The organism is Massilia eurypsychrophila (assembly GCF_002760655.1).
GTDB lineage: Bacteria > Pseudomonadota > Gammaproteobacteria > Burkholderiales > Burkholderiaceae_D > JAFCUW01.
Genome location: NZ_PDOC01000002.1, coordinates 157,844 through 173,420, shown reverse-complemented (window position 1 = coordinate 173,420; position 15,577 = coordinate 157,844). Strand labels below are relative to the sequence as shown.

The following is a 15,577-nucleotide window of genomic DNA, read 5'->3' as shown; positions in this document are numbered from 1 at the left end:
GCAAGCACCTGGTATGAAACCGAGCAACCGAAAGGCCACATCATGACTTCACCCCGCATCCTGGTCGTCGACGACGAAGCGGACCTGCGCGAACTGCTCGACATCACGCTCGTCAGGATGGGCCTGGACGTCGACTGCGCCGAAACGCTTGGCCAGGCGCGCGCACTGTTTGCCGCCAACGAGTACGCGCTGGTGCTGACCGACATGCGCCTGCCCGACGGCCTTGGCCTCGAGCTGGTGCGCGAAGTGGCGGCCAGCGGCAAAGGCACGCCGATCGCCGTCGTCACCGCGTACGGCAGCGCCGACAACGCGGTGGTGGCGCTCAAGGCCGGCGCCTTCGACTACGTCTCCAAGCCGGTGGTGCTGGACGATTTGCGCGTGATGGTGCGCTCGGCGCTGCGCCTGAGCAGCCCGGGATCGGCGCCGCCGGCCGCCGGCGCGGCTGCGCCCAGCCGGCTGATCGGCGCCTCCGCCGCGATGCAGGCGCTGCGCGCGCAGATCGCGCGCCTGGCGCGCTCGATGGCGCCGATTGCCATCACGGGCGAATCGGGCAGCGGCAAGGAGCTGGCCGCGCGTGAGATCCACGCCCAGAGTTCGCGCGCGGCGCGTGCCTTCATCGCCGTCAACTGCGGCGCCATTCCGGAAGCGCTGATGGAAGCGGAGTTCTTTGGCTACCGCAAGGGCGCCTTCACCGGCGCGGCCGACGAGCGCGACGGCTTCTTCCAGGCGGCCAACGGCGGCACCCTGATGCTCGACGAAGTGGCCGACCTGCCGCTGGCGATGCAGGTCAAGCTGCTGCGCGCGATCCAGGAACGGCGCGTGCGCAAGATCGGCGCCACCGCCGAGGAGCCGGTCGACGTGCGCATCATCAGCGCCACCCACCAGGACCTGGCCCATTGCGTCGAAACGGGCAAGTTCAGGCAGGACCTGTTCTATCGGCTCAACGTGATCGAGCTGGCGCTGCCGCCGCTGCGCGAGCGGCTCGCCGACCTCGGCGTGCTCACCGATGCGATCCTGGCGCGGCTGGCCGGCGGCGGCCCGAAGGCGGCGCTCGGCGCCCAGGTGCTCGACACGCTGTGCGCCTATTCATTCCCCGGCAACGTGCGCGAGCTGGAGAACGTGCTCGAACGCGCGCTGGCGTTTGCCAACGACGGCGTCATCGAGGTGGCCGACCTGTCGCTCAAGAGCGCGCGCGTGGCCGAGGTCAGCGCGCCGGCGGAGGTGGCGCCCAACCAGGTGGCCGCGCCAGCGCCGGCGCCGGCGCCGGCCACGCTCGGCCCCGACGCGTTGCCGAACAATCTGCCCGACTACCTGGTGCAGGTCGAGCGCGACATCATCCTGCGCGCGCTGGCCCAGACCCAGTTCAACCGCACCCAGGCCGCGCAACTGCTCGGCATCAGCTTTCGCCAATTGCGCTACCAGATGCAAAAGCTCGACATTCAGGAACCTGAGCAATAAGTTGTTGCTTTTTCGCCAGCGCAATATGCGACGGCCGGCGCCTGACGCCGGCGCCATCGCGCGCGCCCGGCGCACCAGCGCGGCGCAAACCTGCCTGCAAATGATGCAGTGTTAGTGCCCGCTCACCGGCTGGTCGGCGTGCTTTCCGCACCGAAAAATGTCAAGCCTCCACACCGAAAAAAATATCAAATATTTAGTATCCAATGGTGTCCGAAATGTATTGCGTGAGGTGCGGCCAGGCACTACAATTAGTCTCACTCAAGCGCTTATGACTAGATGTAGTGGTACAGGGGGATCTTCCCCTGGCACAGTTTTGTACACCGTCCAGCAGCTCGGACCGGTTTCTGACCAGCGTATTCAACCCATGTTTAACGTCGTTTGCCAACAGTGCGCAACGGTTGGCAGGGTATTTTTTTTGCTTTTTTATTTGTTGATCGATCGGCCTCGCCGCCGGTCTACTTGATAACAAGGCTGCAGCACGACTGCATGCCGTCCCCGGGAGCTTCAATGCAAACATCACAAGACAATTCCACCAATTCGCTGCACGTCACCCCAGGTTCGACGGCTCCCGCAGACGCGGCAGCGGCCGAGATCGCGTCGCATGGCGACTACCGCATCATCCGCCGCAACGGCGCTGTCGTCGCGTTCGAACCATCGAAGATCGCCATCGCCGTGACCAAGGCGTTCCTCGCCGTCACCGGCGGCCAGGGCGCGGCCTCGGCGCGCGTGCGCGACCTGGTCGAGCAGCTGACCGCCAGCGTCGTCGCCGCCCTGGTGCGCCGCCATCCGGGCGGCGGCACCTTCCACATCGAAGACGTGCAGGACCAGGTCGAACTGTCGCTGATGCGCTCCGGCGAGCACGACGTCGCCCGCGCCTACGTGCTGTACCGCGCCAAGCACATGGAAGAGCGCCGCCTGGCCAAGGAAGCGCAGGGCGCCTCCGCCCAGGTCGCCGCGCCGCAGATCCACGTGCTCGAGAACGGCGAGCGCCGCGCACTGGACCTGAACCAGGTCCGTGACCTGATCAACGCCGCCTGCGTCGGCCTGGAAAAGCACGTCGACGCCGACGCCATCCTCGCCGAGACCGTGCGCAACCTGTACGACGGCGTGCCGGTCGAAGAGCTGCACAAGTCGGCCATCCTGGCCGCGCGCGCGCTGATGGAAAAGGACCCAGCCTACTCGCAAGTGACGGCCCGCATCCTGCTGCACACGATTCGCAAGGAAGTGTTCGGCCAGGAAGTGCCGCAGGCAAAAGCGGCGGCGCACTATATAGAGTACTTCCCGCAATACATCGCCAAGGGCATCGCCAACGAGCTGCTCGATCCGGTGCTGGCCACCTATGACCTGGCCAAGCTGGCCAAGGCGCTGGTCGCCGACCGCGACTTGCAGTTCGGCTACATCGGCCTGCAGACCCTGTACGACCGCTATTTCCTGCACGTGCGCGATGTCCGCATCGAAATGCCGCAGGCGTTCTACATGCGCGTGGCGATGGGCCTGTCGCTGCGCGAAGAAAACCGCGAAGCGCGCGCCATCGAGTTCTACCACCTGCTGTCGTCGTTCGACTTCATGAGCTCGACACCGACCCTGTTCAACTCGGGCACCTTGCGCTCGCAGTTGTCGTCTTGCTACCTGACCACCGTCTCGGACGACCTCGAGGGCATCTACGACGCCATCAAGGAAAACGCGCTGCTGGCCAAGTACGCCGGCGGCCTGGGCAATGACTGGACCCCGGTGCGCGCGCTCGGCGCTCACATCAAGGGCACCAACGGCAAGTCGCAAGGCGTGGTGCCGTTCCTGAAAGTGGTCAACGACACCGCCGTCGCGGTCAACCAGGGCGGCAAGCGCAAGGGCGCCGTCTGCGCCTACCTGGAAACGTGGCACATGGACATCGAGGAATTCCTCGACCTGCGCAAGAATACCGGCGACGACCGCCGCCGCACCCACGACATGAACACCGCCAACTGGATTCCGGACATGTTCATGAAGCGCGTGATGGAAAAGGGCGACTGGACCTTGTTCTCGCCATCCGAGGCGCCGGACCTGCACGACAAGGTCGGCAAGGCGTTCGAACTGGCCTACACCGGATACGAGGCGAAAGCGGCGGCCGGCGAAATCCGCGTGTTCAAGAAGATCGCCGCGCTCGACCTGTGGCGCAAGATGCTGTCGATGCTGTTCGAAACGGGCCACCCATGGATCACCTTCAAGGATCCGTGCAACATCCGTTCGCCGCAATCGCACGTCGGCGTCGTCCACAGCTCGAACCTGTGCACCGAGATCACGCTCAACACGAACGAGTCGGAAATTGCCGTCTGCAACCTCGGTTCGGTAAACATGCCGGCGCACATGAAAGAAGGCAAGCTTGACAAGGTCAAGCTGCAGAAGACCGTGCGCACCGCAATGCGCATGCTCGACAACGTCATCGACATCAACTACTACGCCGTCGAGAAAGCGCGCAACTCAAACATGCGCCATCGCCCGGTCGGCATGGGTATCATGGGCTTCCAGGATTGCCTGCACATGATGCGCATTCCGTTCGCCTCGAACGACGCGGTGGCCTTTGCCGATACGTCGATGGAAGCGGTGTGCTACTACGCTTACCTGGCCTCGACCGAGCTGGCCGAAGAACGCGGCCGCTACGAGTCGTACGCAGGTTCGCTGTGGGACCGCGGCATCCTGCCGCAGGATTCGGTGGCCTTGCTGGCCGAAGAGCGCGGCGGCTACCTCGAAGTCGATAGCTCGTCGGCAATGGATTGGACCCCGGTGCGCGATCGCATCAAGCAGTTCGGCATGCGCAACTCGAACTGCGTGGCGATCGCGCCGACGGCGACGATTTCGAACATCATCGGCGTGTCGGCCTGCATCGAGCCGACGTTCCAGAACCTGTATGTGAAATCGAACCTGTCGGGCGAATTTACAGAGATCAACGCGTACCTGGTGCGCGACCTGAAGGCGCGCGACCTGTGGGATGAAGTCATGATTGCCGACCTGAAGTATTTCGACGGTTCGCTGGCCAAGATCGACCGCATCCCGCAAGACCTGCGCGACATCTACGCCACCGCCTTCGAAGTATCGCCAAGCTGGCTGGTCGAAGCTGCATCGCGCCGCCAGAAGTGGATCGACCAGGCGCAGTCGCTGAACATCTACATGGCCGGCGCGTCGGGCAAGAAGCTCGACGAGACGTACAAGCTGGCATGGTTGCGCGGCCTCAAGACCACCTATTACCTGCGCACCATGGCGGCGACGCACATGGAGAAGTCGACGTCGAAGACCGGCGCGCTGAACGCGGTGGCGGTCGACGGCGGCATGTCGGCCAGCGCCCAGGGCGCGGTGGCGGCGGCTGAAGCGGCCGCGGCAGCATCGGCGGCAGCGGCCGCGGCGGAAGCCGACGGCGCGGCGTGCTACCTGCGTCCGGGCGACGACGGTTTCGAGGAATGCGAAGCCTGCCAGTAAGCGTCGGGTCTGGGGGCGCCGAGCCCCCGGTTTGGCAATTGGCAGCACCAATCACATCACACGCGCTCTAGCGCGTGAACGACACACCATCAAGAAGGAATTCATTATGTTGTCATGGGACGAAGACACCTCCAGCGCACCAGCGGCGCGTCTGCCGCAAGCGGCGGAAGCGCCGGTCGATGCCGAGCTGGTCGCCAAGCGTGTGAACGCGGACGACAAGCGCATCATCAACGGCAAGACCGACGTCAACCAGCTGGTGCCATTCAAGTACAAATGGGCATGGGATAAATACCTGGCCGGTTGTGCGAATCACTGGATGCCGCAAGAGGTCAACATGCAGCGCGACATCGAGTTGTGGAAAAATCCCAACGGTTTGACCGATGACGAGCGTCGTCTGGTGAAAAGAAATCTGGGCTTCTTCGTCACCGCCGATTCGCTCGCCGCCAACAACATCGTGCTCGGTACTTATCGCCACATTACGGCGCCGGAATGCCGCCAATATCTGCTGCGCCAGGCGTTCGAAGAGGCGATCCACACGCACGCTTATCAGTACATCGTGGAGTCGCTCGGACTCGATGAAGCGGAGATTTTCAACGCCTATAACGAGGTCAAATCGATCCGCGACAAGGACGAATTCCTGATCCCGTTCATCAATACCTTGACCGATCCGGCCTTCACCACCGGCACCGTGGCGAACGACCAGACCTTGCTCAAATCGCTGATCGTGTTCGCCTGCCTGATGGAAGGGCTGTTCTTTTACGTCGGCTTTACGCAGATCCTGGCGCTCGGCCGGCAGAACAAAATGATGGGTGCGGCGGAACAGTATCAGTACATTTTGCGTGACGAATCAATGCATTGCAATTTCGGGATCGATTTGATCAACACGATCAAGATGGAAAATCCGCTGCTGTGGACACCGGCTTTCCGCGAAGAGATCAAGGTGCTGTTCCTCAAGGCGGTCGACCTCGAATACGCGTATGCGGAAGACACGATGCCGCGCGGCGTGCTCGGTTTGAACGCATCGATGTTCAAGGGTTACCTGCGCTTTATCGCCAACCGCCGCTCGGTCCAGATCGGCCTCGATCCGCTGTTCCCGCAGGAAGAAAATCCGTTCCCGTGGATGAGCGAAATGATCGACATGAAGAAGGAACGAAACTTCTTCGAGACGCGCGTCACCGAGTACCAAACTGGCGGCGCACTGAACTGGGAATAGGTCCGCCTTGGCGATGTTTTTAAAACGCGCGACGTGCATGTCGGGCGTTCCCATCTAAAAAAAGGATGCGAAAAAGGAGTGTGGCAGTTGCGCACTGACAAGGTTTTCGTGTACTTTACGTGATTGAATTTGTCGAAACGTGAATGCGCCGATTTTTCGCGCGCACGCCGGCAAACAAACCGATCTAAATGGGACGCTGATTCAACGGATATGCACTTGACCTCATCGCACAAACTGAGCCGCCCTGCCTGATTGTATGTTCAGGCATGGCGGCTTTTTCGTTTCGCGGTTGGGCGCTTCTGGGATGTGAACAGCGCACTGGTAACACCGATTTTGTCGTCGTGAAGATCCGATGACTATGGCTGAAGTGCTGCAATCGTGAGGAGATGCAGCAGTTCAGCTGGTGCCGAATTCATTAGCATAAACACGCAGGACGTTTGTGCCGATGAATAATTCGCCTGACCACTATACGGGTCGGACGGGTTTTAACCTTAGCGTATTTTTCCCATCGCAGATGAAGGAGAACTCAAATGGCAACAGCCGCAAAGAAACCAGCAGTAAAGAAACCGGCAGCCGCCGCCAAGCCAGCCGCGAAAGCAGCCGCCAAACCGGTAGCGAAAAAAGCGACCGCAGCAGCCAAGCCAGCAGCAAAGCCAGCCGCTAAAAAAGCAGCCGCCAAGCCAGCAGCAAAGCCGGCCGCTAAAAAAGCAGCAGCCAAGCCAGCAGCAAAGAAAGCCGCTCCAAAAGCAGCAGCCAAGCCAGTAGCGAAAAAAGCCGCGGCGAAGCCAGCAGCCAAGAAAGCAGCTCCTAAAGCAGCAGCGAAGAAAGCCGCTCCTAAAGCCGCCGTCAAGAAAGCCGCTCCAAAAGCAGCCGCCAAGAAAGCAGCTCCAAAAGCAGCAGCGAAGCCAGTAGCGAAAAAAGCCGCAGCCAAGCCAGCAGCGAAGAAGGCCGCTCCTAAAGCCGCCGCCAAGAAAGCCGCTCCAAAAGCTGCCGTCAAGAAAGCCGCTCCAAAAGCAGCAGTAAAGAAAGCCGCACCAAAAGCAGCACCAAAAGCAGCAGCACCAAAAGCAGCAGCGAAGAAAGCCGCCCCAAAGGCAGCCGTCAAGAAAGCAGCAGCAAAGCCAGTCGCAAAAAAAGCAGTAACTAAAGCAGTAACTAAAGCAGCAGCAAAGCCAGCAGCGAAAGCAGCAGCAAAGCCAGCAGCAAAAAAGGTGGCGGCTAAGCCAGCAGCAAAAAAGTCCGTTAAGGCTGCACCTGCAGCCAAGCCAATGGCAGCGCCGGCAGCACCAGCTGCAGCCAAGCCAGCGGTGAAAAAAGCGGCTGCGCCTAAAAAGCCGGCAGCACCGAAGGCGGCAGCAACGCCGAAGCCAGCAGCACCAGCAGCAGCTCCAGCGGCGGCACCAGCCGCAGCAGCTCCAGCGCCGGCGCCGGCAGCGAAAACCGTGTTGGCTCCAGCAGCAGCATGGCCTTTCCCGACCAGCAGCCGTCCGTAATAGGCAGCTGCGCCTGGATCAGGCAAAATACCGCTGTGTGACACGTTTCACACAGCGGTTTTTTTTTAAGGAGTCGTCGTGCTCAGTATTCTCCAGTTGATCGTGGACGCCATCGCTACCGTACTCGGCGGCGTCTTGTTGCTTCGTTTCTGGATGCAGGCGATTCGTGTCCGGCCACCCGCTTCGGTGGCGCAATTTACCTTTACCCTTTCCGATTGGCTGGTGCGCCCGCTGCGCCGCCTCGTGCCTGGCGTCGGCGGTTACGACTGGGCCAGCCTGATCGGCGCGTTTCTGGTGGTATGCCTCGCCACCTCGGTGCTGTTTCTGTCCGGCATGCCGGGACAGACCGTGTTCCTGATGGCGCTGTACCGCTTCCTCAACTGGATCATCTATGGCTTCATGGCATTGCTGATCGTCGAAGCGATCTTCAGCTGGGTCAATCCGCACGCGCCGCTGGCGCCGCTTGTACGGGCCCTCAACGACCCGCTGCTGCGTCCGCTGCGCAAGGTGGTGCCGCTGCTCGGCGGGCTCGACCTGTCGCTGCTGGTGGCGCTGATCCTGCTGCAGATCGCGCAACTGTTGGTGGGCATGGCGTTCGGCTTCCGGTGAGCCCCGGCTGGTGTTCGCCGCTGCCGGCCGGCATCAGGCTGGCGGTGCAGATCACGCCGAACGCGAAGAAGACGGCAGTGGTCGGCGTGCTCGACAACGCCCTCAAGCTCAAGCTGCAGGCGCAGCCGATCGAAGGCAAGGCCAACGAGGCCCTGGTCAAGTACCTGGCCGCGGCGCTGTCCGTGCCCCGCAGTGCGGTGACGATCACGCACGGGCTGACCAATAAACGCAAGCTGATCGAAGTGAAGTCTGCCGGGTTGACGGTGGACGATGCCGTCCGCCTGCTCGCGCCGTAGTCGACAAAACCGCACAATCAAGCGCCGTCATCCCCGCTTGCGCGAGGCGTCATTTCCGCCAATGGCGGAAGCGACGGCTGTTCGGGCGCGGGCTGCGCTTAGAACCGGTAGCCGAACTCTTTTTCGAAGCGGTCGGCCACTTCGGCAGCGGTGAAGACGTGGTTCTGGCCGCCCTGGTGCGCGATCTTCAACGCGCCCATCAGGCTGGCCAGGCGGCCGGTCGTTTCCCAGTCGAAGTCGTTGGCGATGCCGAACAGCAGGCCGGCGCGGTAGGCGTCGCCGCAGCCGGTCGGGTCGACCACCGCCGCCGGTTTTACGCACGGAATATCGAAGCGCTTGCCGTCGGTGTAGATTTCGGAGCCATTCTCGCCGCGCGTGACGATCAGCGCTTCCAGCCGCGAGGCGATGTCGGCCAGGGTCAGGCCGGTGCGGTCCATCAGCATCTCGAATTCGTAATCGTTGGCGGCAACGTAGCTGGCCTTGTTGATGAAATCGATCAGCTCGGCGCCGCTGAACATCGGCAACTGCTGGCCTGGATCGAACATGAACGGCAGATTCTGCGTGGCGCAGTCGGTGGCGTGCTTGAGCATGCCGTCACGGCCGTCAGGGGCGATGATCGCCACCCGCAGCGCGCCGCAGTCGGCAACGTTGTTCTCATGCGAGAACTGCATCGCGCCCGGGTGGAAGGCGTTGATCTGGTTATTGTCGAGGTCGGCCGTGACGAAGCACTGGGCGGTGTAGGCGTGGCCGATCTTGCGGATGGCGCGCGTGGCGATGCCGAGCTGCTCGAAGCGCTCGAGGTATTCGCCGCCGTCCTGGCCGATGGTTGCCATGATCAGCGGGTCGCCGCCGAGCATGTTGAGGTTGTAGGCAATGTTCGCCGAGCAGCCGCCGTATTCGGTGCGCAAGGTCGGCACCAGGAACGAGACGTTGACCTTGTGCAGCTGGTCGGCCAGCAGCGCCTCGGAGAAGCGGCCGTTGTATTGCATGATCTTGTCGAATGCGAGGGAACCGCAGATCAGGGTAGTCTTGTTCATTTTTTTGCCTTATGGGTAGAAGATGGCGATGTGGTAGCCGGATGCCTTGATCTGGTTCAGCTCGAAAAACAGTTTGACCGGTTGCTCGGTGCGCGGGCCGAAACCCTTTGCCGCGGCAACCGCCGGCGGCAGATACTGCGCCGGCGTGAACACGCGCCGCACCAGCGGCTTGTCGTTGGCGTCGGTCAGCGCCAGTTCGATGTGCGGCCAGGCCTGCGCCAAGCTGCCGGGATTGCGCAGCAGCGTGGTGTAGCTGAAGGCATTGCCGCCGAGCGACTGCAGCTCGCCGGTCTCGACGCTCAGGGTGTCGATCTGTGCCGGCAGCTCGACCTTGCAGCCGAACACGGCGCAACTCGCCGACAGCACCGGCTTGGTCTGCGGGAAGCGCGCCGCCAGCACATTGCGAAACGTCGTCACTGCCTGCGCGGCAAGCGCCAGCAGCAGCACGACCGAGGCGATCGCCATGACGATGCGTCGGTTGCGCCCGCTTTGCTCCTGCAGGCGGCTGCGCCGGACGAACTCAGGCTCGTCGCTGGCCGGCTCGTCATCGCGCGCGTCGACTACTTCGGCCGGCACGGCCAGCGGCGCCGCTCGGGCGGCCTTGTTGCGCTTGGCGGCGCGGCGCGCGGTGGTGGATGCGGCGGCCGGCAGCTCCGGCGCGGCCGGCGCGCTTGGTTCGGCCGCGGCCGAGGCGCGCATCAGGAATGGCGCGATCGAATCGGGATTGTCGTCGTGAACGGGGGGCTCGATCGGCTCGTCGTCGTCGGGTGCGGGCAGGGCGACGATTTCTTCGTCGACCGCGGGCTCGGGCTCGGGCTGGGGCTCAGGCTCGGGTTCCGGCTCCGGCTCCGGCTCCTGTTTCGGCAGAATGCCGAACGGGTCGAACGTGGTGTCGAAGTCGAGCGTAAAGACGGGCTCTTCAACCTGCTCGGTTTCCTTCGCCTCGATCTCGGCGATTTCGGCGTCGAAGGCCGCGCTCGCGGATGATTCGGCAGGATCAGCAGGGGGAGCGGGAGGAGCCGGTTCTTCAGCAGGCGCCGGCTGGTCGGCCTGGCGTGCGGCGGCGTCGACCAGCGCGGCGTTGCCGTCGAATACTTCGTTGCACGCGCCGCAGCGCACTATGCCCCCACGTAACTTCAACTGATCCGAGGCGACCCGGAACATGGTGTTGCAGTGGGGGCAGATAGTGGCGAGCGCCATCCCTTTATTGCGCGCTGTCCGAGCGTGCCGTGGGAACGCTGTCGCTGCCGAGCACGCCGTGCAGCGCGACCCAGCCATCCTGCTCCGCCCAGACGCCGAGCTTGATGAACGGGGCATACGCCGCCGCCACTTCCTCGGCCTGGCGCGCCAGCACGCCCGACAGGATCAGCGCGCCGCCAGGCGCCACCCGGCCCGACAGCATCGGCGCCATCAGTTTCAGCGGGCTCGACAGGATGTTGGCCACCACGATGTCGAACTTGCCGGTCGCATGCTGCGGCTTGGCGGCCACGGCAAAACTGTTCGGCAGGTAGTAATCGATCTCGCAATTGTTGCGCGCGGCATTGTCGCGCGCCGACTCGATCGCCTGCGGATCGATGTCGACACCGGCGACGTCGCCGGCGCCCAGCTTCTTGGCCACCATCGCCAGGATGCCGGAGCCGCAACCGTAGTCGAGTACCGACTGGCCCGGCGCCGGATGCGCTTCCAGCCACTCCATGCACAGCCGCGTGGTCGGATGGCTGCCGGTGCCGAACGCCAGGCCGGGATCGAGCTCGAGGATCAGGCCGGCCGGATCGGGTGCTTCATGCCAGCTCGGCACGACCCAGATGTTCTTGCCGATGTGAATAGGGGCGAACTGCGACTGCGTCAGCCGCACCCAGTCTTCGTCGGCCACGGCGCGCGTGGTAAACGCCGGCGCCTTGGCCATGCCGATGCTGGCGGCAGCTTCCGCGACGATGGCGGCCTGGTCGGCGTCGACATCGGTCAGCGCGACGACGCGGCTGTGTTCCCACGCCGCTTCGGTCGGCTCCATGCCAGGCTCGCCGAACAGCGGCTTTTCCTGGTCGGTGCCTTCGTCGGCGTCTTCCACCGACACCGACAGCGCGCCCGCTTCCATCAAGGCATCCGACAGGGCCTCGGCGTTATCGCGCGCGATTTCGATGACGACTTCGGTCCAGCTCATTGTTCTACCTTGGCTTCCGACTTGCTGCCCAGCGCCTTTTCCTTCGGCAGGTCCGGCTTGTTGGCCAGCTTCTGCTCGAGGTAGTGGATGTTGGTGCCGCCTTCGATGAAGCGGGCATCGACCATCAGCTCGCGGTGCAGCGGAATATTGGTGAGGATACCTTCAACCACCATTTCCGACAGCGCAATCTGCATGCGGCGGATCGCCTGGTCGCGCGTGGCGCCATAGGCGATGACCTTGCCGATCATCGAATCGTAATGCGGCGGCACGTAATAGCCGGCGTACGCGTGCGAATCGACGCGGATGCCCGGGCCGCCCGGCACGTGCCAGCCGGTGATGCGCCCTGGCGACGGGGTGAACTTGAACGGGTCTTCGGCATTGATGCGGCACTCGACCGCGTGGCCCGACAGCATGATGTCGCGCTGGCGGAAACGCAGCTTTTCGCCGCAGGCAATGCGGATCTGCTCCTGCACGATGTCGATGCCGGTGATCATTTCGGTGACCGGATGCTCGACCTGCACGCGCGTGTTCATCTCGATGAAATAGAACTCGCCATTTTCATACAGGAACTCGAACGTGCCGGCGCCGCGGTAGCCGATCTTGCGGCACGCTTCGGCGCAGCGGTCGCCGATCTTTTCGATCAGTTTGCGCGGGATGCCCGGCGCCGGCGCTTCCTCGATCACCTTCTGGTGGCGGCGCTGCATCGAGCAGTCGCGTTCGCCCAGCCAGACGGCGTTCTTGTGTTCGTCGGCGAGGATCTGGATTTCCACGTGGCGCGGATTTTCCAGGTACTTCTCCATATACACTTCCGGATTGCCGAACGCGGTGCCGGCTTCCGTCTTCGTCATCGCCACCGCGTTGAGCAGCGCCGCCTCGGTATGCACCACGCGCATGCCGCGCCCGCCGCCGCCGCCGGCCGCCTTGATGATGACCGGATAGCCGACTTTGCGCCCGGTCTGGATGATTTCTTTCGGATCGTCCGTCAACGCGCCTTCCGAGCCCGGCACGCATGGCACGCCGGCGCGGATCATGGCCTGCTTGGCCGACACCTTGTCGCCCATCAGGCGGATCGACTCGGAGCGCGGGCCAATGAAGACGAAGCCCGATTTTTCGACCCGTTCGGCGAAGTCGGCGTTCTCCGACAGGAAGCCGTAGCCGGGGTGGATCGCTTCGGCATCGGTCACTTCGGCGGCGCTGATGATCGCCGGCATGTTCAGGTAGCTGAGCGAGGACGCCGCCGGGCCGATGCAGACCGACTCGTCGGCCAGCTTGACGTACTTGGCGTCCTTGTCCGCTTCGGAGTGCACGACGACCGTCTTGATGCCCATTTCGCGGCACGCGCGCTGGATCCGCAGCGCGATTTCACCTCGGTTGGCGATGAGAATTTTTTCAAACATGGTAGGTTCGGTGTTTCTGTGAAGTCCGGCGCGAGCCGGGAACAGCATATAAGAGTCAGGATCGCCGCGCGCGCCGGCCGCTTGCGGGCAGCGCTGGTGCGAGGGTGCTTAGCCGATCACGAACAATGGTTGACCGAATTCGACCGGCTGGCCGTTTTCAACCAGGATTTTGGTCACGATGCCGGACACTTCCGAATCGATTTCGTTGAGCAGCTTCATCGCTTCGATGATGCACAGGGTGTCGCCTTCCTTGATGGAAGAGCCCACTTCGACGAACGCCGGCGAACCTGGCGCGGACGAACGATAGAACGTGCCGACCATCGGCGACTTGACGACGTGGCCGGTCGGCTCGGCGGCGACGGCGACCGGTTCGGCGGCCGGGGCGCTGGCGTGGTTCGGTGCGGCGTAGTGCTGCTGCATGCCTTGCGGCTGCATCATCATCATCTGGCCTTGGGGCATTGCGGAGGATTTGACGATCCGAACCTTGCTTTCGCCTTCGGTCACTTCGAGTTCAGCGATGTCCGATTCGGCGACCAGGTCGATTAAAGTCTTGAGTTTTCGTAGATCCATGTGAAACCCCTTGGAATTATTGTGGTTTTAAAGGTAAGCGGCGCGCCCGGATAGTGGCGAACCGCGCAGATGCATGAAATTGACGAAGATTAACGCTTTTTGAGCGCGAAGTCGATGGCAAAACGATACCCGTCAGTCCCCAGTCCGCAAATGGTGCCGATGGCGATCGCGGACAGGTAGGAATGATGGCGGAACTCTTCACGCTTAAAGATATTCGAGATGTGTACTTCCACGAACGGTATCTCAACGGCAGAGAAGGCGTCGCGCAGACCGACACTGGTGTGCGTCAGTGCCGCCGGATTGATGACGATCGCGTCGACGCCCTCGGCCTTGGCGGCGTGGATGCGGTCAATCAGCGCGCCCTCATGGTTGCTCTGGAAGCAGGCCAGGGTCGCGCCGGCCGCGGCTGCCTGGGCGGTTGCGGCAAGTTCAACGTCGGCGAGCGTCTCGGCGCCATACACCGCAGGCTCGCGGGTCCCCAGCAAATTGAGGTTCGGGCCATTGAGCAGCAGGAGCTTTTTTACCATGGTTGACGGTAGAGAATGACGCGAAAGTCAGGCATTTTGCCGCCAACATCGTGGATTGGCAAGGGATTAAATTTCCCTCACATAAAAGGAAGACCGTTCGCAAGCCTACAGCTTGGCCAGGTCGGCGCGCAATTCGTCGAACTTGAGCTGGCCGAGATAGGTTTTGCGCACCTGGCCATCGGCGCCGATCAGCACCGTATACGGCAGGCCGCCGGCCGTGTTGCCGAACTGGCGCGACAGGTCGGTGCCGCTCATGCCCGCCACGTACAGTGGATACGACACCGGCACTTTGGCGGCAAACGTGGCGATGTTGGCGGGCGAATCGATGCCGATGCCGATCACCGCGACATTCTTCTTGCTTAGTTCTGTGGCCAGTTCGGCCAGCTCCGGCATTTCTTTCACGCATGGCGCACACCATGGCGCCCAGAAGTTGACGATCATCGCCTGGCCTTTCCATTTCGACAAGGACTGCGGCGCGCCGGCCGCGTCGTTCATCGTCTGTGCATACAGCGCGCCGACGGCGCCGTGCGGCGAGCCGTCCGCGGTCGGCTCGGCCACCTGGGTCACCGGCGCCGGCGGCTGGCGGTTGATGCCGACCATGGCGCCGATGACGCCGAATGCGAGCGCAACGGCGCCAATCAAAAGGACATTGCTCTTGTTCATGCTGTTTCAGTTCTCGGTTGGGTCGTCGTTGGAGGCGTCGGCCAGCATGGCGCGCACCGCGTCGATGTCGGCGCGCTGCGGCCGGCCATCGGCGCGCGGCTTGAGCGCGCCGCGCAGGTCATTCATTTCGTACAACTCGGCATGCACCTGCTGCTTGCGCCAGTGAAAACTTACCGTTTCCACCGGGTCGTGGCGGCCGCCCTTGAAATGCGGCGTCTCCGAGATCTCTATATTAACATCGCGATCGAGCAGGAAAATGATGACGTCCTTGGCGCTGTCGGCAAACAGCTGCAGGTGCACGTCGTCGTGCTCGCCGGCGGTGCCGTTCATCGCCGCGCCGGTGAGATAGGGGCGAAACTGTTCGAGCTGCTCCATCACCTCCAGGGCGAGGGCGCGCAGCCGGCGCAGCTGGGCCGGCTGGCTGGCGCCAAGGAACAGTGCCTGGTACTTGCGCACTTCTTCCTCGATCTCGGCGTTATCGGGCAGCAGGTTGGGGCGCGCCGGGTCGTCGCCGGCGACCAGACGCGCCGCCTTGCGCTTGGCGGTGGCGTAGTCGGCGCCGTCCTCGGCGATCAGGCGCGCTGCCCGCGCGGCTATTTCGGCGCGCAGCAGAGCAAGATTCTGGTCGTGGTTCGGGGCGGGCGTCATGAGGGAGATGATACTCTGGAACGGGAAATGCCGGCGGGTCAGGTAAAATCGCGTA

The 15,577-nt window shown here is 63.0% G+C and carries 15 protein-coding genes; 5 read left to right on the top strand and 10 right to left on the bottom strand.

What is annotated here, in order from left to right; all coding sequences use genetic code 11:
• Positions 1 to 42 precede the first annotated feature (42 nt).
• The 3 genes from CR105_RS03610 (at position 43) to CR105_RS03600 (ending at position 6,121) form a co-directional block, all read left to right on the top strand.
• Positions 43 to 1,458: a sigma-54-dependent transcriptional regulator gene (locus CR105_RS03610; protein ID WP_099787074.1), complete on the top strand. Its 1,416-nt coding sequence runs from the start codon at positions 43 to 45 to the stop codon at positions 1,456 to 1,458.
• A gap of 507 nt (positions 1,459 to 1,965) precedes the next feature.
• On the top strand, positions 1,966 to 4,908 hold the full coding sequence (locus tag CR105_RS03605; protein WP_099787073.1) for a ribonucleoside-diphosphate reductase subunit alpha: 2,943 nt from the start codon (positions 1,966 to 1,968) through the stop codon (positions 4,906 to 4,908).
• A gap of 106 nt (positions 4,909 to 5,014) precedes the next feature.
• Positions 5,015 to 6,121, top strand: a complete 1,107-nt coding sequence (locus CR105_RS03600) for a ribonucleotide-diphosphate reductase subunit beta (RefSeq protein ID WP_180288076.1) — start codon at positions 5,015 to 5,017, stop codon at positions 6,119 to 6,121.
• A 526-nt stretch (positions 6,122 to 6,647) separates the two neighbouring features.
• Here CR105_RS03600 and CR105_RS28195 read toward each other — a convergent pair.
• Positions 6,648 to 7,385 carry a hypothetical protein gene (locus CR105_RS28195; protein WP_180288075.1) on the bottom strand — a complete coding sequence of 246 codons (738 nt, stop codon included), beginning with the start codon at positions 7,383 to 7,385 and terminating at the stop codon, positions 6,648 to 6,650.
• 62 nt (positions 7,386 to 7,447) lie between these two features.
• On the bottom strand, positions 7,448 to 7,585 hold the full coding sequence (locus CR105_RS28190) for a hypothetical protein (RefSeq protein ID WP_180288074.1): 138 nt from the start codon (positions 7,583 to 7,585) through the stop codon (positions 7,448 to 7,450).
• Between the two features lie 107 nt (positions 7,586 to 7,692).
• On the opposite strand from CR105_RS28190, the gene CR105_RS28795 reads away from it, so the two are divergent.
• Together CR105_RS28795 and CR105_RS28790 are read left to right on the top strand one after the other, a co-directional pair.
• The gene (locus CR105_RS28795; RefSeq protein ID WP_267873878.1) at positions 7,693 to 8,223 is read left to right on the top strand and encodes a YggT family protein; all 531 of its coding nucleotides are present in this window, start codon (positions 7,693 to 7,695) and stop codon (positions 8,221 to 8,223) included.
• Positions 8,220 to 8,519: a DUF167 domain-containing protein gene (locus CR105_RS28790; RefSeq protein ID WP_099787070.1), complete on the top strand. Its 300-nt coding sequence runs from the start codon at positions 8,220 to 8,222 to the stop codon at positions 8,517 to 8,519. The genes CR105_RS28795 and CR105_RS28790 overlap by 4 nt, the downstream gene beginning before the upstream one ends.
• Before the next feature lie 98 nt (positions 8,520 to 8,617).
• Here the strand turns inward: CR105_RS28790 and CR105_RS03580 are convergent, their stop codons facing one another.
• From CR105_RS03580 to CR105_RS03545, 8 genes are all read right to left on the bottom strand, one after another.
• Positions 8,618 to 9,556: a carbohydrate kinase family protein gene (locus CR105_RS03580; protein ID WP_099787069.1), complete on the bottom strand. Its 939-nt coding sequence runs from the start codon at positions 9,554 to 9,556 to the stop codon at positions 8,618 to 8,620.
• 9 nt (positions 9,557 to 9,565) lie between these two features.
• Positions 9,566 to 10,756, bottom strand: coding sequence for a DUF3426 domain-containing protein (locus CR105_RS03575; RefSeq protein ID WP_099787068.1), 1,191 nt, complete (start codon positions 10,754 to 10,756; stop codon positions 9,566 to 9,568).
• A gap of 4 nt (positions 10,757 to 10,760) precedes the next feature.
• Positions 10,761 to 11,717, bottom strand: a complete 957-nt coding sequence (prmA, locus tag CR105_RS03570) for a 50S ribosomal protein L11 methyltransferase (protein WP_099787067.1) — start codon at positions 11,715 to 11,717, stop codon at positions 10,761 to 10,763.
• On the bottom strand, positions 11,714 to 13,114 hold the full coding sequence (gene accC, locus CR105_RS03565; RefSeq protein ID WP_099787066.1) for an acetyl-CoA carboxylase biotin carboxylase subunit: 1,401 nt from the start codon (positions 13,112 to 13,114) through the stop codon (positions 11,714 to 11,716). The genes prmA and accC overlap by 4 nt, the downstream gene beginning before the upstream one ends.
• 108 nt (positions 13,115 to 13,222) lie before the next feature.
• On the bottom strand, positions 13,223 to 13,684 hold the full coding sequence (accB, locus tag CR105_RS03560; protein WP_099787065.1) for an acetyl-CoA carboxylase biotin carboxyl carrier protein: 462 nt from the start codon (positions 13,682 to 13,684) through the stop codon (positions 13,223 to 13,225).
• 89 nt (positions 13,685 to 13,773) lie between these two features.
• The gene (gene aroQ, locus CR105_RS03555; RefSeq protein ID WP_099787064.1) at positions 13,774 to 14,211 is read right to left on the bottom strand and encodes a type II 3-dehydroquinate dehydratase; all 438 of its coding nucleotides are present in this window, start codon (positions 14,209 to 14,211) and stop codon (positions 13,774 to 13,776) included.
• A gap of 105 nt (positions 14,212 to 14,316) precedes the next feature.
• On the bottom strand, positions 14,317 to 14,874 hold the full coding sequence (locus CR105_RS03550) for a TlpA family protein disulfide reductase (protein WP_099787063.1): 558 nt from the start codon (positions 14,872 to 14,874) through the stop codon (positions 14,317 to 14,319).
• A gap of 6 nt (positions 14,875 to 14,880) precedes the next feature.
• Entirely contained in the window at positions 14,881 to 15,522 is a 642-nt protein-coding gene (locus tag CR105_RS03545; protein WP_099787062.1) for a hypothetical protein, read from the bottom strand.
• Positions 15,523 to 15,577 lie beyond the last annotated feature (55 nt).

Bases quoted from the DNA above. Each gene is read 5' to 3' on its own strand.
- CR105_RS03610 (WP_099787074.1), top strand. From the start codon at position 43: ATGACTTCACCCCGCATCCTGGTCGTCGACGACGAAGCGGACCTGCGC.
- CR105_RS03605 (WP_099787073.1), top strand. From the start codon at position 1,966: ATGCAAACATCACAAGACAATTCCACCAATTCGCTGCACGTCACCCCA.
- CR105_RS03600 (WP_180288076.1), top strand. From the start codon at position 5,015: ATGTTGTCATGGGACGAAGACACCTCCAGCGCACCAGCGGCGCGTCTG.
- CR105_RS28190 (WP_180288074.1), bottom strand. From the start codon at position 7,585: ATGCTGCTGCTGGAGCCAACACGGTTTTCGCTGCCGGCGCCGGCGCTG.
- CR105_RS03580 (WP_099787069.1), bottom strand. From the start codon at position 9,556: ATGAACAAGACTACCCTGATCTGCGGTTCCCTCGCATTCGACAAGATC.
- CR105_RS03575 (WP_099787068.1), bottom strand. From the start codon at position 10,756: ATGGCGCTCGCCACTATCTGCCCCCACTGCAACACCATGTTCCGGGTC.
- prmA (WP_099787067.1), bottom strand. From the start codon at position 11,717: ATGAGCTGGACCGAAGTCGTCATCGAAATCGCGCGCGATAACGCCGAG.
- accC (WP_099787066.1), bottom strand. From the start codon at position 13,114: ATGTTTGAAAAAATTCTCATCGCCAACCGAGGTGAAATCGCGCTGCGG.
- accB (WP_099787065.1), bottom strand. From the start codon at position 13,684: ATGGATCTACGAAAACTCAAGACTTTAATCGACCTGGTCGCCGAATCG.
- aroQ (WP_099787064.1), bottom strand. From the start codon at position 14,211: ATGGTAAAAAAGCTCCTGCTGCTCAATGGCCCGAACCTCAATTTGCTG.
- CR105_RS03550 (WP_099787063.1), bottom strand. From the start codon at position 14,874: ATGAACAAGAGCAATGTCCTTTTGATTGGCGCCGTTGCGCTCGCATTC.
- CR105_RS03545 (WP_099787062.1), bottom strand. From the start codon at position 15,522: ATGACGCCCGCCCCGAACCACGACCAGAATCTTGCTCTGCTGCGCGCC.